Here is an 18,137-nt window from a genome sequence, read left to right on the forward strand (position 1 = left end):
TTTCTGGCTCTTCTTATCTTTTTACTGCACTTTTATTGCACTTTTTTCATTTCTTTGTTTCGCAAGTAGTCTACAGTAAATTGATTCTTTGGTGAAGTATCATAATTTTGTTTTGCTTCTTTAAAGGAAATGGCTCCATTTAATTTGTTAGCTACCTCGAAATTACTGTTAGGATAAAGATGTCCATACGTTCCTAAAGTCGTCTCAATATCTTCGTGTCCTAGACGATCTTTAATGATAAGTGGATTTTCTCCCATACTGATTAACAAGGAAGCATGAGAATGCCGTAACCCATGGATTCTGATTCGATGGATACCAGCCAGCTTAGCATAGCGTTCAATAGCATATGATAGTGTATGTTTTTGGGTAGGAATACCGTTATAGCTCATTACAAAGTCTGTCTGAATTAGATTTTGTTGTACTTCCTTCCATTCGGATAAATAAGTTAATGTGCATTTATCTAATACAATATGACGAACGCTCGCCTTTGTTTTTGGTTCAACAAATCTATAATTCGATTGATTCTTGTAATAGAGTGTTTTGTTGATGGTTAGTACTCCTGAGTCAAAATCAATATCTTCCCATTGAATGGCAGTAGCTTCACCAATTCGCATTCCAGTCATAAATAAAAACCACAGAGAGATAAATAAAAAGTGTTGATAGTAATCTTCTTTGTAAATTAGAGAGATTACTTTTTCAAATTCTTCTTTTGTCCAAAATTCAATTTTAGACTTTTGCTTTTTCACATTGCCAATAATCTTAGATGGATTTGTGGTGGTTATCCCAAGGACAATTGCTCGATCCATAGCAACTGAAAATAGTCCTTGAACAGCTCTTACATAAGAAGACTTACACTTCTTTGATAATTTTAGTTGCCAATTTTGCACATCAATAGGCTCAATATCGGAAACAGCCATTTTATCAAAATAAGAGAAATGCTTCTTAATAGTTGGTAAGCGATTTTCATATGTTCTGAGCTTTACCTGTGTCTTATACCATGGAAGGAAAATTTCAAAGATATAATGTTTAAACGTCATTTTATCCTTATTCTCACTTAATTCTTCTGGTTTCATCAATAGCAGTTTCGAATATTCTTCTCTTGCTTCTTTTTTAGTAGTGAATCCACTACGATATTTTTGAATTTTTTTCCCTTTAGAATCATAACCTAGATTTGCACGAAAATAATAGGTTCCATTCTTTGCTTTTTTTATTGGGTCTTTAACCATAGTTTTTACTCCTTACTGTGCAAAAACTACTCAGACCTGTTTTCATTTGAAAACCGAATTCCTAGAATTTCTTCAACAGCTTCACGAGGGACTCTATCTAGCTTTCGAGATTGATAGTAGATATGCCCTTTTGTAATCATCAATTCTTTTGCTTTTTTTATGATGTCTGCTGAAAAAGAAGTTCCATATCCTAGCTCAACTAAATCCTTTTTTGTGACCGTTATCATTATTACTCCTTTCCCAATTATAGGCTAGGAAAACTCCAATATTCACCTATAATTATATCAAATAGTTTTATAATAATACACTGACAAGAGAAGAATATCTTAGCAATCGAACAGCTCTAGCAAAGCTCACAGGAATTTCACTTCTGCATGGTTCTCATGTAGCCGTACCCATTGCCTGTGACGCTTCTAACGCTCGGACTATGGCTATACGGGAGTATCATTATCACGATAAGAAAGTCATGGCAGCAATCCTGCTAAAGATTACTTTCGAATTACTAACATGAATCGCTCACTAATTTTGTAGGTCATGGCGTGTTAGTTCATCAGCTCTTTTCTTACCGAAACGTATTCGATTGCCTTTATTTGGTTGTCAAAGAACGTTTGGCTTGTTAGCCTATCAAAACCTACTGAACACACAATATGCTTTGATGGAATAACAAACCTCCCAAATTGGGAAGCGTGGATACGATTCGACACGCTTCCACGAAAAAATGGGACTATTTAATTTCGAACGATAAAATCTTAGAGATGAGTTTCGTTTCCATTCTGCCACGTAGGGTTTCATCAATAACCATATGAGAATTTCCATATTCGTCTGTCATGCGACGTAATGAACGTTTTGAGGTATACCCTCGATAATGTTTAACAATCTGATTAATTGCTTCCACGTCGCCATCTGTCGCCTTTACAATGAGGGGGAAGGGAACCCTTGGATAGGCTGTTTTCATTCTTTACACTCCTTCATGAATTCTTTAATCATGGCTAGTCCACTTATTCGATGACGATAAACAGTCGAACGATTCAAATTTAGTAACTCCGCAATCTCCACATCACTCATATCCATAAAGTAATGAAGTAAAATAATGTTCCGTTTTTTCTCTGAAAGATGACGCAGGGCTTCACTTAATAAATCACTTTCAACATTGATTCTTAATCCAAATAATTTAAATAGTTGGAAATCAGTGACGTACGTATCAACAGTAGAAAAAGAGTTGACAAGGTAGTTATCTATATCAGAAAACGAGACTTCTTTTGCTGATAGTCTGTCTAGATGTTTGAAGTAATCTTTTCGTTCATCTTCAATAACTTGTTTGCAGATATAGTCAAACTGATTTTCTATGGTTTCTTGAAAAGAAGATGGTTTCATGCTTTTCACCCCCTTTCTGTCGTGAAAGGGAGTGGCATGTGCTTCTTTATCTCCCTTCATACTAAGCCCCGACACGAAAGGGGGATTTGTTGCATAAATGAAGAGAAATCCTAAAAGATATTTATTAAGTGACCAAAAAAGCACATAAACAGATTGTTTTCTCTGTTCATATGCTTTGATTTTTCTATCTATGTAATCTGCAAAACCACATTGATGGTCATATCTATCCAGTACAGGTGGATAAGTTTTTTTGATAAGAACTTAATTAAGAGAACTAGATGACAGATTATCTTTCTCATGGCGACTTTTCCCTCCATTAAGTCGCCAATTTTATCTACTTTCTAGGAGTATGACTAAATTTTATAAAGTTGTATAGGTAAATAAAATCAGCGACCTTTCTATTTGAAATTGGATTCATCGCATTAATAAATTCCACAGTGTTCTATAGGAACTCATAAACTATATAACATGTTTTTCTATACCTGTTTATAGTTATATAGGAACAGTAAAATGTATAGAGGTGATTTAGTATGCGTAAAAAAGAAGATAAATACGATTTTAGAGCCGTTGGTTTAGCGATTAAAGAGGCTCGAATGAAACGGGGTCTCACTCGTGAACAAGTGGGAACAATGATTGAAATTGACCCACGTTATTTAACAAATATAGAAAACAAAGGACAACACCCAAGTACACAAGTGCTGTATGATCTTGTATCATTACTCCATGTATCTATTGATGAATTTTTCTTACCTACAGATAATTTGATTAAAAGCACTCGAAGGTTACAGGTAGAAAAATACATGGATAGCTTTACAGACAAAGAACTATCCTTAATGGAAGCACTAGCAAAAGGTATCAATGAAGCAAGAAATATTGAAGGCTAGTCAGTAAAATTCAGATAAACAAAAAGAGCCGATAAGATGAGAGTTTCATTTCTCAAATTATCGGCTCTGCGTCTTGGCGTCTGGCTCTTTGATTGTTATTATATTCATTTTTTGAACATTAATTAAAGTTTCGTTCTTACATTTGGGGCAGTATAAAGGGAAATTTTTAAGTATAGTATCCACTCGTATTCGTAGTCTTGTTTTATTTCCACAAATAGGACACAATATCCACTTGTAGTTTATAATAACAATCTCCTCCTTTCCACTTTAGGGAGCGTCAATAATTTTGTGTAAATGATTCTTCCCTACTGCAGATTGTTTCTAATTCTCAATCAGTTGGCTTAGCATTTGTTCAAGTTCGCCTTCGGCCTGTTGAAAGCCTTTATGACTGCGACCTAGGAATTTTTGGTTGTAAGTATCAAAAGACGAGACTAAGAAACGTTCCATCGACTCTTCGTTTTGGAACTGTTCCTTGCGGTGGCTGTATTTCTTGATTTGCTTATTAAAGGATTCAATCAAGTTCGTAGAATAAATACTCTTGCGTATGGCCAAGGGGAAATCATAGAAAGTGAGCAAGTGATCGTTCGAAAGAATCGATTCAACCACTTTTGGATAGCTGGTTTTCCATTTTTCCGCAAAAGCACCACGTGCTTCCAACGCCACCTCTTTAGATGAGGCTTGATACACCATTTTAAAATCATCACAGACTTCCTTACGATCATCGACACGCACTTTGTGACTGATATTACGGGAAACGTGTACACAACAATGTTGAAAACGAGCTTTGGGATAGAACCGACTAATCGCTCCTACCATCCCCTTTAAGCCATCCGTGATGAACAGGAGGACATTTTTCAAACCGCGCTCTTGAAGGTCCAATAAAATTTCCTCCCAAATCGTGATGGATTCAGTCGGTGCAATCGCATAGCTCAATACTTCCTTTGATCCGTCCGGGCGAATGCCAACTGCGATATGAATAGCTTCCTTGGCGACGGTTTTCCGCTTTAACGGAATATACGTTGCGTCCATATAAATAGCAGCATAACGGTCATGAAGCTCCCGCCCTTTAAACGCCGTTACCTCTTCTGTAAATGATTTTGTTATATTGGACATGGTTTGGGGCGTGTAGTAATGCCCATACATTTTCTCAATCAAGTCTGCGATTTCCGACATGGTAATACCTTTTCGGAAGAGGTGAATGACGGTCTCCTCTAACGTGTCATTCGTCCGTCTATAAGCAGGAACAGTCTGTTGCTTGAACTCACCATTGCGGTCGCGCGGAATCTGGAGATGAAGTTCCCCATACTCGGTCTTGACCGTACGGTCATAGGAGCCGTTACGAGAATTACCCGTGTTAAAACCAATGCGATCATACTTTTCGTAATCTAGGAAAGCCGTTAACTCCGTTTTGAGAAGCGTATTGACTGCTTTCTCCAAATGGACACGGAATAATTCATTCAAATCGCCTTTGTTCGCTAGAGTCTTTAGAATTTCTGTAGTAAAATCGTTCATAGGGAAGTCCTCTCTTCTGTGAATGTGTTGTGGTAACTCTATTCTACAGAAGGGACTTCCTTTTTTCTATTTACACAAAATATTTTACACTCTCCCACTTTAATTCAAATCTATATTAAAGAATATTTCATCTTATTTAATAAGAAACCATATTTATATAACAACATAAAACGCACTAAGTTATTTTATTGAACATATATCTTACTTTATCTATCCGACTATTTAGACGACGGGTCTGGCAAACAGGTTCGCCAGTGGTAACCTGATATCCTTTTAGCTCTGCTAAACAAACACTAAGCCCATTTGTAAAAAAAGTTAAATCATTGCGATAATCTTGAATACATCGAGCAGGAATTTCTCCAATAATAATGACCTCATTATTTTTCAGTTGAGTATTTACGATATTTGCACAATATTTGGGAGCATCGTTATATGCCCGTGAAAGATATTCCTGTGGTGCATAAACTTTAAAACTAAGATATGGCTCTAACAATTCTGTTCCAGCTTTTCTAAAGGCTTGCTCCAGTACAATAGGAGTAAGCATCCGAAAATCTGCTGGAGTACTAACAGGGCTATAGTATAAACCGTACTTAAAACAGATTTTACAATCCGTCACATTCCAACCATATAATCCTTGTTCGCAACCATAGCGTATCCCTTCCATAACTGCATTTTGAAATGATTGATTTAAGTATCCAAGAGAAACCGAGCTCTCATACTGCATTCCACTTCCCAACGGAAGCGGTGATACAGATAAACCAATGGAAGCCCAGAAAGGATTTGGCGGCACTTCGATGTGAATGGTATATTCTGCATTTTTTAACGGTCTCTCCATATAAATGACTGTAGGCTCTTTTAGTTCTATCTCCACATGATACTTTTCTTGCAACAGTGCACTAATCACTTCCATTTGTACTTTCCCTAAGAAAGAAAGTATAATTTCATGTGTCGTAGAATCCACGTAATATCGTAGAAGCGGATCACTATCTGAGATTTCCAAAAGGGCATCAAGCAACATTTCTCTCTGTTCAGGTTTACTCGGTTCAACAGTTGTTTGTAGTAGAGGGTGCGGATTTTCAATCTTTTTTCTCTGTGGCAATAGTTTTGTATCTCCAAGAACACTATTTAACTTCAAAAACTCATTTTGCAAAATAACAATTTCTCCAGAATAAGCTCTATCAATCTTACATAATTCACCATTTATTGAAGTATACATTTCTGTAACTTTTATTTTTTCTTTTTCTGATACTCTAACCGAATCTCGTAAATGTAGTACTCCACTATAAAGGCGTATATATGCAAGACGTTGTCTTTTTTTTGTATATTCAATTTTGAAAACATTTCCGCAAAGTTCAGACGGACCTCGATGTGTTGATGAATAAAATTTATTAGTAATAACTTCTATAAGGTTATCAATCCCTATATTACTTTTTGCACTTCCATGATAAAGAGGGAACAGAGAACAATTCTGAAATCTTATGCTTTCCTCTTGTTCGAGTTCCAATGCTTCTAATGATTTACCGGACATATATTTCTCTAAAAGGTCATCGTTTCCCTCTATTACCGTATCCCATTGTTCAGATTCGGTAAAGTTCGTCACACACATATTAGGATACAGTTCTACCTTCTGTTTGATTACAATTTCGGCAGAAAGTTTCTCTTTAATATCCTGATAAACCGTTGATAAATCAATTCCATTTTGGTCAATCTTATTGATAAAAAAGATTGTGGGAATCCCCATTTTCCTAAGTGCATGAAATAATATACGAGTTTGTGCTTGTACGCCATCTTTTGCAGAAATCAGTAGAATTGCCCCATCTAAAACTGATAATGAACGATATACTTCTGCTAAGAAATCCATATGTCCTGGCGTGTCTATGATGTTCACCTTCGTATTTTCCCACTGAAAAGAGGTTATTCCTGTCTGAATTGTAATTCCTCTCTGACGTTCTAAAAGCGTATTATCCGTCCTCGTTGTACCTTTGTCCACGCTTCCTAATTCTGTAATCGCTCCACTGTTATATAATAAGCTTTCTGTTAAGGTAGTTTTTCCTGCATCAACATGAGCTAAAACTCCAATATTAATAATTTTCATGTGATTTTCCTCCATTCAAAAACCCAAAAGGGCATAAAAATCCCAGTGATAAATACTTTTATCACTGGGATTTTTATGCATAACCATAGGTATACAAAGCATACAGATATTCTCTGGATACTTTAGAATCACATGATAAAGGTATTCTTAAACTGGGTACAAAAAACTAAGCCCTCCTAAAAAAGGACATCTAATTATTTGTTCCCGCTATCAAATTGACAGTTTATTTAAGAATACCTTGCCGCATATTTATTAACTCCTTTTAAATAGTCACTTAAATAATAGCACGTAAGAGCATATTTGTAAAGGAATCTCCAATTTTTTATCAAAAAGAGTACATGATTACAAAGTATCTGTAATCATGTACCAATATTTGTTATTTTACAATCTTCCAATTATCTTGTTTTTCTAATATCAACTCAAATTGCGAGATTTGGGTTGCCTTTGTTTCTTGATCTAAATATTTCACAGCGACATTCACGATTACTTGGTTATCTTTTCTGGTAAAGATAGGATTCACCAATTCCTCGAAAACATATTCCTTGTTAATCATAGGTAACACATGATTACTTACATAGTAAGTCAATTCTTTTTCTGTGGCGGTAGGATAGAGCTGGAAGAACGTTTCTAAAAAGCTAGTGATTTCGTCCATCGTTTCTGTATCTACTGTATGGTCACTTTCTAGCTGTTTGGGTTGGTAGTCCGATTTTTGAGGTTTCTTACTCATTGTCGGATTTTTGATAATAACCATATTATCTGATTCATCTATATGGACAACCACATGAAAGCTAGACGATATAGTTTCCTTGTCTTTGTCTTCGGTAATAACTTGTTCAACAGAAAACAGTACCTCAAAGGTGTTCTCATTCACTTGAGAAACCTGCCACACCTGTATATCGTTCACACTAGAACTAGTAGGAATATCCTTACGAATCATTTCTTCATTTAATACCTGCAATTCTTCCGTCAAATAATGGGTCAATTTTTCATTTCGTTTATCAATGGCTTCTTGGGATTGTTGCCACGAAAAGTAGTCTTTCGCAAAGGATTTCACAAAACTTTCTACTTGGTTGGTATCGACAATCTGCTGTTTAATGATTTCTGTTTCACGGACAGTATGAGTGTCAATGGCAGTAAAATTTTTATAGATTCCAAATCCGACACTACCAATCAATAAAACCCATAAAACAAAGGTTAATTTCTTATGCGTGCCAACTTTAATCATCGGAACTTTTCTTTGCTTGCTCGGTTTTTTAGATTTCTTTGGTTTCTCCTTCTTTTCTTTTCGCTCGATTTTTATAATCATTTGATTCATTCCTTTCTTAGTTATGAATAACACGTCTAGCCCCAATCAGATGGTCTTGCCAATAACGACTGCTTAAGTCGCCATAACCGATTGGGTCGCCTGCATGATAAAAGCGATTTCCCTCTAAATATATCGCCACATGAGTCACATATGTGCCTGCATTATAGGTTGAATGAAAGAAGATAAGGTCGCCTGCTTGGGCTTCTTCCATAGAGATTTCTTGCGTAGCGTCATACTGATCTTGGGCGACACGAGGGAGAGAAATGCCAGCTTTGTCATACACCCATTGTATTAAGCCACTACAATCAAAAGAGGTGGTAGGCGACGCCCCTCCAAAGACATAGGGAAACCCTTCGTATTTCAAGGCTTCGTCCATAATGACTTGCACGGTTTCATCATCAAATTCTGTTGGGGAAGTGTCGGTTAGGTATTGTGAAACCAACTGAACATAAAACTGATTTCCATAGTTATATCGCCAACCACCATTCACAGGTATGGCTATGGGATTGGGATAGTCTGCTTTTTGACCACCCGACTTCTCTTTAGAAAACTGTTCGGCTAATTCATAGGTATATTTTTTCCCATGACTCCTCACATAATTTAAAAAGCCACCGCCATAATTATAAGATTGGATAACAGAATCTATATCCACTCCTTGTTGTTCTGCACTGGTTAATAATTCACTGAAATATTTAACCCCTTGTTTGATGGACTCTTCGGTACTCAAACTGTTGGGCGGTAAACCCAAAGATTCGGAACTTTGCATAACATCTTCTGCTGTACCGCCCGATTCCACTTGCATAATGGCTAAGATATAAGAAACATAGTCTTCAATCCCATATTCCTTACCATATTTTTCAATCAACGGACGGTGTGCCAACACTTCTGGTGAAACGGTCACACCGCCTTGTGAAATAGAAGAATCCTTGTTGTTTTCGCCACTGTCCGTATCATCTGCAAAGAAAATGACTAGGAATAATAAGAGAAAAAAGAAGAGAGAGAAGACCACACTACAAATCACTGTTATTTTTAGCTTCATGTTTGTTGTCCTCGCTTATCCGTTCTTTTATTTAGCTTCCTCTGATTGAATTGCTTCGGTGGTGTCTTTTGTTTTTGCTCTTTTTTCAATGGTCGCTGATGATTTTCACGTTTAGTGTTTTGTGACAAAACAGGCGTGACGGTTTGCTGACGCTTGCGAACATGCTGCTGGTTATTCTGAACAGGAGATGATGGGTTTTCTTTTCGTCTTTTTTCTTTTGCTTTATCCAGCTCCAAACGCTTTTGAGCAATGTTCTTTCGTTTTTGCTCCTGCTGGTTCATACGCTGTTGTTTGCGTTGAGCTTTGGTATCTGCCATAGATTGTTTAAAGTCTGTTACATTATGAGTGACATTCTCTTTTCCTTGATGAAGGGCATATTTGACATGGGTTGGTGTCGCCTGTATCTGTTGTTTAGCCTGCTTTCTTTTATTGACTAGACGATTTTTCGTGTCCAATACATGGGCTGTCTTTTCACCTAATCGTTGCCCGATACCGCCTTGTTGCTTTTTCACATTGGAAAGTGCTGTTTCTTTCTTTGGTGTAGTCCGTTCATTTTGACGAGTATGGTTAGCTTTATTGGTTTGATTCTGCTTTGTTGTCATTGTCTTTTGCTTCGTTGACCCTGCTTTTCCACGAAAAATCTTACTCATACTGCGTTGAAATCTTCTGGTTTGTCGATTCATCATTTGACGAGGTCTGCGAAACACTTGTCTGCCCATGTTTTGAGAGTCGTTGCTTTGTAAAGAGAATAGGCTCATTAAATCGCCCAGTTTAAAATAAATCCCTGCAAAGGTCACAATTTGTAAAAACATAATCATGAAAAAGGGAGAACTTGCTGACAGCGAATAAAGCATAGTGGAAATACTAAAGGCAACGGTAATAATCAAGGTAATACCAGCCCTTGTCATAATCACATTAAATAACTTGGTAATGGCATGCCTGCCCATGCCATCAAAACTCGGCAACATACTTAATAGGAAACTGATTGGCAAAAACATAGCGAAAATAATAAATAGCACTTGCGAAAAAATCATGATTCCTGTTAGAAGGAAAACAAAAATCGAGATACCAATATTGAATACAAACAAAAAGAAGACTGTTCCTAATCGGGAAATGGTCTTCGGGAGTGTTAAATAGGTATTGTCATGATCTTCAATTTCTTCAATCACTACATTTTCTCTATCTTCACCATTGTTTGTATCTGGACTGGTAGCCAATAACTTTTCCACACGGTCTTCACCTAAGGTTTCTATATCGGTTGAGCCATATTGAAGTAATAACCACGGTTGCTTGACTTGAACAGAAAATAGGCTATCACGTATCATATCCACACTGTCTTTGCCTTGACTATCCGTATCGGGAAGGACAATCTTTGTCCCAATATCTAAACTGGCAGTGCTCACATCTTTGGAAAAATCATTGATTTTCGCAATATAATCGGGAGCATACGCAATAAAGGAAGCTGATAGAATAAACACCACCACAAAATTTAACACAGCTCGTATAGCTTTGGTCGTTTCTCGTTTCACCAGTCCTGTATAGGCAACGTAGATTCCAACAATCAGAATAAAAAGAAGAAGGAAGCCGACATAAAAACCCGAACTGGAAAAGCCATTCGGTGTAATCCCTGCAATGGTCTGCATGTTCTCACCAATCGCTTGAGACGTTTGACTAATGAAATCCAAGGCGTAGGCTTCTTTGACCAAATAGCCTGTGGCGTTGGAAAGATAAAGAGAAATCGTCCAAATGAAATTGGTAATGGCATACAGTCCATACATCACTGATTGCCCTATGCCGTCACTCCAATTCCACGGCAGCCAGCCCCAGCTATTGTCCACATAATAATCAAGCTGATAATGATTTAAACCATACTTGGAATACTCGTTGCTTGTATCAATGGTTTCATCAACTAAGCCTGTTGCTTGTACTGCATTGCCCAGCGTGCCTAATAAAAGTAAAATAACGCCCACACAAAGGAGCGTTATCCAACTATAGTGAAGAAATTTCTTTTGTTTTTGTGTCATTTTTCCCCCTCATTTCGCACAGGCGGTCTGGTATCAAAGGCATGAAGCAACTCTTCAAAAATCGGGTGAAACTGCATAACCCCTACACGACCATAGATGTCTGAAACTAAACATTGTCCATTTTCTAATTCACGTAAGCGTTTCTGATTGTTTTCATCTTCCTTGTCCACGCCAAAAAATTCTAAGGTCTTTTTGATTTCCACTAGGTCAGTGGAACGAAAGGCGAATTTCAAGCCAATATTATTCTTCATCTTTTCATCTAGTAAATCGTCGGCGTTTTGAGTAACGAAATAGACCCCTGCATTCATGGCACGCCCTGCCCGAACTAAACGCATAGATAGAGCTTTTCCTTGTGCCACTTGTAAAAAACTCCAAGCTTCATCAAGGTCAACAATTTTAAAAATGGAACGGTCAGAGTGGATAAAGTCTAAAGCAAAGGTACTAATGACAATCAGCATTGCCACACTTAATAATTCCATGGTGGTGTATTCTTCAAAAGAGCTATTGGAATCGGGTAAGACCAAATCTGCCACTTGAATAATATTGAGTTGTTTTTCCAAGCTAATGGATTGGGTGACATTGCCATCACTGAATAACAGATGGGCAAAATCATAATCGACAAAGCTTTCGATATGGTCAGCAATACTATTGCTGATGGGTGTATCTTCTTTTCGCAATTCATCAATCACCAATAACAACCCTCGTTGTTCGCTTTGAGTGACACTCCGAATCGCTTTACGCAGGACAGGAAACTTCTCGCTATCTCGGCTGGAAATGCCTGTTAAGAACGTGAGAATATCAATGGCTAGGCTTTCTGAATCTTTCGGGAGTTTTAAGATCACATAAGGGTCAAGTAACCCTTTATTGTCGTTCTCACTCGTGAGATTAACGATATTGATTTCATGGGCAATATCAGGTAAGGTTTCTTTCCATTTGCCACGTTCAGCTTTTGGGTCTACAATGATTGCCTGTCCGCCAAAGAGTACCGAATAATAGACCAGCATATTGTTAGAGAATGATTTTCCGCCACCTAATGAACCAATAAAAGCAGACGCTAACGCATTCGTCACAGAGCCTTTAATTCCTTGACTTGCAAGGCTGGGTTGGAGATAAATATTTCTGCCTGTATCGAGATTGTAACCGACGTAAATACCAGAATTTTCACCAAGCATTTGTGTAGCTCCGAAACCAAGACCAGCCAAAAAATCCGACGTGACATATTGAATATAGTCATTGATATATCGCTTGCTTGAGGGAATAAATTCATTATGCAAGCCTAGCATATCGCCAAAAGGTCGTACTAATTTGATAGACAAATCATCATAAAAATCTTTTACTTCATCACAACGTTGTTTCAACTCGTCCAGATTTTTTGCCGATACCCGTACCACATAGCTTAGTTTGTACATGGATTCTTTGGTTTGGTCTAGGTTGGTTTCTAATTCGTCGACAGATTCTAAAGCGTCCACCACATTGGTACTGGTTTCATTGTCGCTTTCCCATGCGTGACTATCCAAGTCTTTCAATTCTTTCTTTTTGTTGCGAACGGTAGACAGAGCTTTTTTATTAGCAACAATTTCAACATTCATGCTGGTATCAATCGGGAAAGTGAACTGTTGTTGCTGGTAATAAAAAATCTCACTATTGGGGAAATCCAATTCGCCGACGATACTGTTAATCGTAAAATACGCCACATAAGTGGTAGTATCTTCCTGTTCCATCCGTAAGTAGCGTTGCTTTTCTTCGATTAAACAGCGAGTGGGTTTAATAATATCGTATTTCTTTACCAACACTTTTTTATCTTCATATCGTTTGGGTAAATGGTAGTCGTAGTCATCAAAAGGAATCCCTGTTTGACCGTAAAGGTGGGCAATGATATACCCAAAATCATCTTTCCCCAATGGGCGAATGTGAAAGCGTCTGGATAATTTACTTTCTAATAACTGTTCCATTTTAGAAAAGCGTTCGATTTCTGACATAGGCATAGAAACAAAATCGCCCATCAACTTGTGATTCACGCCATGAAAGAATTCCGCAAATGCTTTTTGAATGTCTTTGCCAATATTTTTGACCGATACTTCCTGTTCATTCAGCAAGAGTTTAAAACCAATAAAAAAGCGATAGTCCACTTGATTGTCACCAATCATAGAAACTAACGCTTCGGTCTGTTCATCTATTTTTTCGTAAGCTATCTCTTTTAATCGTCCAGTGATTTCTTTTTTCGATTGTTCCTGTGTCGCTCGAATACTTGATTCGGTTGCTAGTTGCAGGGCATGAATCTTACCATCACGATTTTGGGCAATCAATTGACGGAAATTATCATGAACTTGAACTTTTTCATCGGAACTTAAAAAACTGTAATTATAGGGAATTAATTCATAATAAGCAAATACTTCGCCATCATGATTAAATACGAGATTATCTTCGATATATTTAATGGGGTGTGCCATTTAATTGTTCACTCCTTACAATCGTGATTGATTCATTCATTTTTTCTTTATTTAATCGTATTTGTTTGCCAGCATAGGTTATTTTAGGGCGTAGAGCATAGGTAATAATAGATTTTAAAAATCCATAGGGTTTCTTCCCGTCAAAGGTTTTTTGACACATGAACCAAGTGAGGACAACGGGAATCCCTAAGTATTTGAGTAGTGCTCCGTCAATCAAGGAAAGTGGTGGTAAACTGCCAAAGATTATAACGACAAACAAAGAAACGATAAACCATGTCATTTGTGTAAAGGTTATGGGAAAAGGGAGTTGTAAATCATTAATTGCATAAATCACTTTTTCTACTGACCAAATACTGGTGTAACTTCTTATTTTTTTCATGTCTTCACGTCCTTTCCGTAAAAATAGAAAAAGAGCAATCAAAATAGGTGATTGCTCTATAAAATAATAATTATTTTGTGACTTTTAATTGTTGAAAAATAGTTATTCTGAGTAAATCATCTAAAAGACAGCAGGTATGAAGTAATACCCAATTTAATCTACTGTATTCTGTATAGTCAAAATGAAAGTGTTTCATAAATTTTTGAGCGAATTTTTCTGCTTTTTCGTTAAAACCTTTGAAATCACCATGTCCGATTTTATTTCTCATTTGTCTTAATAATTTTGCTACTTCACTCGAAACCTCTCCATATTTCTTATCAAGATAAGGTATTAGTAATTTGTCAATTTCATTTGTATTCTGATTTGGTTTTAATAATACAAGTTCTAACAAAGTAAAAGTCTTTAAATAATGATTTTGATTATAACTATTATCACTATATATCCCGTTCATAATATAATCTAATTTGTAATAATCGTTTTCCGATTTTAGTATAGAATCAATTCGGTTGCCCATTTTTTTAAGTTCCGTAATGTAGTCGTCTGTAGTCCTGCACCCTTTAAAGTTTGAATCAATTCTAAAACTTAGATTTGATAATATCCTAGTATGCTCTTTAGGATTCATATTACTTGTATAAATGCAGTTCATATGAATACCATTTTGTATATCATGATTTACAAAGTTACTAAAATACATCACTTTTTCAGCGTAATCCTCTTCACAAAAACGACCATCAAAGCAATTGCTTGTCCAATCAAAAAAAGGCATATCCTGATATTCATAGTCAAAGAATAGACATATCATATTATCAACAAGGCATTGAAGACATGACTCAATAGAATCTAAATTATATTTTGTATAGTCTTCAACATTGGCGTGAACGATTTCTTTCAAATAAGATATAGAATATTCTGTTTGAAATGTTTTACCATACCTTTTCAAATTATCTGCCATGTCAACTTTTTGTTGTCGAATTTCTTGTAACATGTCTTCTATAATGCTTTCCTTCCAGTCATCAGAAACATTAGATATATATAGTTTCAATTTATCTGACAATTTTATTTTTGTTATTTTCCCATAAACATCTATTATTACCAATTGAACAATCCTCCTCCCCTCCTTAAAGTCAAGTCCATAAAATTGTGTAAAATACAGTACACTGTTTTAAAGCTTTAACCTATAGGTTAAAATTGAATATATTTTCTGGTAGAGCTTAGCCAGTCTTCGTGACGGTCAATAAGAACTGCACCGATTAAACGATTGGCAGAGGCGTGATTCGGAAAGATTCGGATAACTTTTTCTCTGCGTCTGACTTCTTCATTTAACCGTTCAAGAAGATTCGTGCTTTTTAATCTCGATTGACCTTTACCGACAACGGCGTATTGAAAGGCATCTTCGAATCCTTCATCTAGTTTTTCACAGGCTTTATGGTATTTTGATTGTTCGCTATAGGCACTTACTATAGTATTTTTAGCCTTGCGAGCCGTTTCAATATCCGTAAATTTGAAGAGTGCTTTGACTTCTTCTCTGAAAGGTTTTGAATCTTTCTTAGGGATACAATTGAGGATATTACGCATAAAGTGAACCTGGCATCGTTGCCATGAAGCGTTTGTAAATGACTTCTTGATGGCTTTGACTAAGCCTTTGTGGGCATCGGAAATGACCATTTCCACTTCACTTAACCCTCTGGTTTTGAGGTAGTCGAAGAAGAGAGACCAAGTTTCGTCACTTTCTTCATCTTGAATCATAAAGCCAATAATCTCACGCTCTCCATCTTCTGATATGCCAATCGCTATATGGCAGCTTTTAGATACGACACGATGATTCTCTCTGATTTTGATGTAGATAACATCTGTCATAACATAAGGGAAAGACCTGTCTGATAGAAAACGATTTTGCCATTCAGAGACCATAGGGTCTAACTGGGCAGTTAAACTGGAGACAAAGGATTTAGAGACTGATTTACCGCATAGTTCTTCAACGATTTGAGAGACTTTACGTGTAGAGACACCAGAAATATACATCTCTAACATAGAGGCTAACAAAGCCTTCTCATTGCGTTGATACCGCTCAAATACAGTCGGTGCAAATTCACCGTCGCGTGTTCGGGGAACTTTCAACTCAAGAGAGCCAATACGAGTCGTTAATTCTCTTTCATAATAGCCGTTGCGTTGGCTTCTTCGATCGTCTGATCGTTCATAGTTTGTGGCTTGAATATAATCTGTTCGCTGCTCGTCCATCAACTGATTAAATACAGTTTGTAAAATTTGTTTAGCCGCATTATCTTTGACCGACTGGTCAATTAAACTTTGAATATCTTCTGTTTCCAGTGTAAAATGTACTTGGGTCATATGATTGCCTCCTGGGTATGTTTTTAGTGGTTAAAAACATTGTACCGTAAAGAGGCGTTCATATGGCCTTTTTGCTTTTACACAATTATATGGACTTTATCCTCCTTAATTCAGAACGTATAAAATTATTATAGCAGTATTGCTAGTTTAGAGTAATCCATGTTAATTAGAATACTCAAATACTCCATGAGAGGTGATAAGATAATTTCCCTCTATTTCCATATCACGTCCCAAAGCTTGATAATCAATATAATTTTGTAAATTAGAAGGTACTTCACCAAGTTGTCCTGTTTCTTCCACATAATAACGGGCGACATCTTCCATAGAATCACATTCACTATAACAATGAATATTCTCTTTGTTTTCCAGTAATTCTTCCAAGCTACTAAACCACATGCCTTGAATTTCTTTGAGTTCATTATAAATAGGTGTACCTTCGATTTCTTGAATGGCTTCACATAGACGGTTGATTTCACTAATTGGCGTGTATTCGTCCACATCAAAAGGAAGCTCAAAATCATGTATGGCGTATTCTTCGTAGTTCTCATTTAAACCGATTCTTTCTGCCATTTCTTCCTCATCAATTGGTGGAGTAAACCATGATCCAACTAATTCACCTTCATTATACCGTCCCAAATTTGCCACATAGACTTTCAATTCCAATTCTTATCACATCCTTTTTATAAAAATAGTCATAAAAAAAGTAGCAATCAGTTAATGACGCTACTTATCAAGGTATCCGCTAATATAATCTGTAACTGTACTTGAAATACCTATTATTAGTTTTGCTTCTCTCTTTCCAATAATATTTGTATTAGGATGTGCAAGTGAATGCCTATTTCTTGCTTCATTAAGAGAGCTAATCATTCCATTTGATGACCTTATCGTTGTCTTCACTATATCAGCAAGTTCAGTAGGTTGAATTTCTTTTTCAATTAATTGTTGTATCCTACTATATAATTTAGATAGATTTTCGTCTCTAGGAACTGTAATTTCATATTTTTTTAGTATTTCAATTAAATATCCATGAAAAGCAGTGTGAACTCTGTCAAAGGCACGTTGATATTCACCATTACTCATGAAAGACTCAGCGTCTTCAATAGCTTGTGAAATCACATCACTAATTTTCAACTGACTAAAGTTAATTACTTCGTAATTCTCTGGAAGTGGTACTAAAATAGTATCCACTAATACATTATCACCTTGTTTATCATATATGGAGCTTGCTGTCTGGGTAAGCAAATCTTTATGACTTTCAAAAAAGTCTAAATCATCAAAAGGAGCTCTTATTTTAAGATAGGTGCAAAGCGTATTCCAATCCCTTTTGTATCCTTTATAATAAGTAAACTCGTTAGTCTCATCTAAAGTTACCTCTGATATTTTCATTTTAGAAACAATCTCGTTACCTCCTTCATAATAATTTGAAGAGCTCTTTCTTTCTAATGTTTTAATTAAAAGAGATTTAAATTGATCATTTGTAAACATATTCATGGATCCTT

General features: G+C 36.3%; 17 protein-coding genes and 1 pseudogene. 1 reads left to right on the forward strand and 17 read right to left on the reverse strand.

What is annotated here, in order from left to right; all coding sequences use genetic code 11:
* Positions 1 to 32: 32 nt before the first annotated feature.
* The 4 genes from LA20533_RS05520 to LA20533_RS05540 form a co-directional block, all read right to left on the reverse strand.
* Positions 33 to 1,226, reverse strand: a complete 1,194-nt coding sequence (locus LA20533_RS05520; RefSeq protein WP_000237797.1) for a site-specific integrase — start codon at positions 1,224 to 1,226, stop codon at positions 33 to 35.
* A gap of 26 nt (positions 1,227 to 1,252) precedes the next feature.
* Positions 1,253 to 1,453 (reverse strand): DUF3173 family protein, encoded by a 201-nt coding sequence (locus LA20533_RS05525; RefSeq protein WP_000633907.1) that lies wholly within the window; start codon positions 1,451 to 1,453, stop codon positions 1,253 to 1,255.
* A gap of 497 nt (positions 1,454 to 1,950) precedes the next feature.
* Positions 1,951 to 2,181, reverse strand: a complete 231-nt coding sequence (locus LA20533_RS05535; protein ID WP_000845143.1) for a helix-turn-helix domain-containing protein — start codon at positions 2,179 to 2,181, stop codon at positions 1,951 to 1,953.
* Positions 2,178 to 2,600 (reverse strand): RNA polymerase sigma factor, encoded by a 423-nt coding sequence (locus LA20533_RS05540; RefSeq protein ID WP_000804879.1) that lies wholly within the window; start codon positions 2,598 to 2,600, stop codon positions 2,178 to 2,180. Before LA20533_RS05540 ends, LA20533_RS05535 begins: the two co-directional genes overlap by 4 nt.
* A gap of 530 nt (positions 2,601 to 3,130) precedes the next feature.
* On the opposite strand from LA20533_RS05540, the gene LA20533_RS05545 reads away from it, so the two are divergent.
* Positions 3,131 to 3,484 carry a helix-turn-helix domain-containing protein gene (locus tag LA20533_RS05545; RefSeq protein WP_001227350.1) on the forward strand — a complete coding sequence of 118 codons (354 nt, stop codon included), beginning with the start codon at positions 3,131 to 3,133 and terminating at the stop codon, positions 3,482 to 3,484.
* Positions 3,485 to 3,541: 57 nt separating this feature from the next.
* Here LA20533_RS05545 and LA20533_RS05550 read toward each other — a convergent pair whose 3' ends face one another.
* From LA20533_RS05550 to LA20533_RS05610, 13 genes and pseudogenes are all read right to left on the reverse strand, one after another.
* A complete protein-coding gene (locus LA20533_RS05550) occupies positions 3,542 to 3,709 on the reverse strand; it encodes a cysteine-rich KTR domain-containing protein (protein WP_001803271.1) in 168 nt (55 codons plus the stop codon).
* 96 nt (positions 3,710 to 3,805) lie between these two features.
* Entirely contained in the window at positions 3,806 to 4,996 is a 1,191-nt protein-coding gene (locus tag LA20533_RS05555; RefSeq protein WP_002299749.1) for an IS256-like element ISLgar5 family transposase, read from the reverse strand.
* Between the two features lie 175 nt (positions 4,997 to 5,171).
* Positions 5,172 to 7,091 carry a tetracycline resistance ribosomal protection protein Tet(M) gene (gene tet(M), locus LA20533_RS05560; RefSeq protein ID WP_000691737.1) on the reverse strand — a complete coding sequence of 640 codons (1,920 nt, stop codon included), beginning with the start codon at positions 7,089 to 7,091 and terminating at the stop codon, positions 5,172 to 5,174.
* 15 nt (positions 7,092 to 7,106) lie between these two features.
* Positions 7,107 to 7,154, reverse strand: a pseudogene (locus LA20533_RS09025) (hypothetical protein); the annotation flags it as partial.
* Between the two features lie 313 nt (positions 7,155 to 7,467).
* The gene (locus LA20533_RS05570) at positions 7,468 to 8,397 is read right to left on the reverse strand and encodes a conjugal transfer protein (protein WP_000584387.1); all 930 of its coding nucleotides are present in this window, start codon (positions 8,395 to 8,397) and stop codon (positions 7,468 to 7,470) included.
* 16 nt (positions 8,398 to 8,413) lie between these two features.
* On the reverse strand, positions 8,414 to 9,436 hold the full coding sequence (locus LA20533_RS05575; RefSeq protein WP_000768374.1) for a bifunctional lytic transglycosylase/C40 family peptidase: 1,023 nt from the start codon (positions 9,434 to 9,436) through the stop codon (positions 8,414 to 8,416).
* Positions 9,433 to 11,460: a CD3337/EF1877 family mobilome membrane protein gene (locus LA20533_RS05580; RefSeq protein WP_000192390.1), complete on the reverse strand. Its 2,028-nt coding sequence runs from the start codon at positions 11,458 to 11,460 to the stop codon at positions 9,433 to 9,435. Before LA20533_RS05580 ends, LA20533_RS05575 begins: the two co-directional genes overlap by 4 nt.
* On the reverse strand, positions 11,457 to 13,910 hold the full coding sequence (gene tcpF / locus LA20533_RS05585) for a conjugal transfer ATPase TcpF (RefSeq protein ID WP_000941001.1): 2,454 nt from the start codon (positions 13,908 to 13,910) through the stop codon (positions 11,457 to 11,459). The genes LA20533_RS05580 and tcpF overlap by 4 nt, the downstream gene beginning before the upstream one ends.
* Positions 13,894 to 14,289 carry a conjugal transfer protein gene (locus LA20533_RS05590; protein ID WP_000723886.1) on the reverse strand — a complete coding sequence of 132 codons (396 nt, stop codon included), beginning with the start codon at positions 14,287 to 14,289 and terminating at the stop codon, positions 13,894 to 13,896. Before LA20533_RS05590 ends, tcpF begins: the two co-directional genes overlap by 17 nt.
* 70 nt (positions 14,290 to 14,359) lie before the next feature.
* Positions 14,360 to 15,385: a hypothetical protein gene (locus LA20533_RS05595; protein ID WP_000234705.1), complete on the reverse strand. Its 1,026-nt coding sequence runs from the start codon at positions 15,383 to 15,385 to the stop codon at positions 14,360 to 14,362.
* Positions 15,386 to 15,471: 86 nt separating this feature from the next.
* Positions 15,472 to 16,638: an IS256 family transposase gene (locus tag LA20533_RS05600; protein ID WP_000195404.1), complete on the reverse strand. Its 1,167-nt coding sequence runs from the start codon at positions 16,636 to 16,638 to the stop codon at positions 15,472 to 15,474.
* 162 nt (positions 16,639 to 16,800) lie between these two features.
* Positions 16,801 to 17,301, reverse strand: coding sequence for an antirestriction protein ArdA (locus LA20533_RS05605; RefSeq protein ID WP_000421245.1), 501 nt, complete (start codon positions 17,299 to 17,301; stop codon positions 16,801 to 16,803).
* A 60-nt stretch (positions 17,302 to 17,361) separates the two neighbouring features.
* The gene (locus LA20533_RS05610) at positions 17,362 to 18,123 is read right to left on the reverse strand and encodes an abortive infection family protein (RefSeq protein WP_000494842.1); all 762 of its coding nucleotides are present in this window, start codon (positions 18,121 to 18,123) and stop codon (positions 17,362 to 17,364) included.
* Positions 18,124 to 18,137: the final 14 nt, after the last annotated feature.

The organism is Amylolactobacillus amylophilus DSM 20533 = JCM 1125 (assembly GCF_001936335.1).
Taxonomy (GTDB): Bacteria; Bacillota; Bacilli; order Lactobacillales; family Lactobacillaceae; genus Amylolactobacillus; species Amylolactobacillus amylophilus.

What these genes read in the sequence shown, in the direction of transcription:
- LA20533_RS05570 (WP_000584387.1), bottom strand. Translation starts at nt 8,397, where the DNA reads ATGATTATAAAAATCGAGCGAAAAGAAAAGAAGGAGAAACCAAAGAAA.
- LA20533_RS05555 (WP_002299749.1), bottom strand. Translation starts at nt 4,996, where the DNA reads ATGAACGATTTTACTACAGAAATTCTAAAGACTCTAGCGAACAAAGGC.
- LA20533_RS05590 (WP_000723886.1), bottom strand. Translation starts at nt 14,289, where the DNA reads ATGAAAAAAATAAGAAGTTACACCAGTATTTGGTCAGTAGAAAAAGTG.
- LA20533_RS05600 (WP_000195404.1), bottom strand. Translation starts at nt 16,638, where the DNA reads ATGACCCAAGTACATTTTACACTGGAAACAGAAGATATTCAAAGTTTA.
- LA20533_RS05580 (WP_000192390.1), bottom strand. Translation starts at nt 11,460, where the DNA reads ATGACACAAAAACAAAAGAAATTTCTTCACTATAGTTGGATAACGCTC.
- LA20533_RS05525 (WP_000633907.1), bottom strand. Translation starts at nt 1,453, where the DNA reads ATGATAACGGTCACAAAAAAGGATTTAGTTGAGCTAGGATATGGAACT.
- LA20533_RS05610 (WP_000494842.1), bottom strand. Translation starts at nt 18,123, where the DNA reads ATGTTTACAAATGATCAATTTAAATCTCTTTTAATTAAAACATTAGAA.
- LA20533_RS05540 (WP_000804879.1), bottom strand. Translation starts at nt 2,600, where the DNA reads ATGAAACCATCTTCTTTTCAAGAAACCATAGAAAATCAGTTTGACTAT.
- LA20533_RS05520 (WP_000237797.1), bottom strand. Translation starts at nt 1,226, where the DNA reads ATGGTTAAAGACCCAATAAAAAAAGCAAAGAATGGAACCTATTATTTT.
- tcpF (WP_000941001.1), bottom strand. Translation starts at nt 13,910, where the DNA reads ATGGCACACCCCATTAAATATATCGAAGATAATCTCGTATTTAATCAT.
- LA20533_RS05535 (WP_000845143.1), bottom strand. Translation starts at nt 2,181, where the DNA reads ATGAAAACAGCCTATCCAAGGGTTCCCTTCCCCCTCATTGTAAAGGCG.
- LA20533_RS05545 (WP_001227350.1), top strand. Translation starts at nt 3,131, where the DNA reads ATGCGTAAAAAAGAAGATAAATACGATTTTAGAGCCGTTGGTTTAGCG.
- LA20533_RS05575 (WP_000768374.1), bottom strand. Translation starts at nt 9,436, where the DNA reads ATGAAGCTAAAAATAACAGTGATTTGTAGTGTGGTCTTCTCTCTCTTC.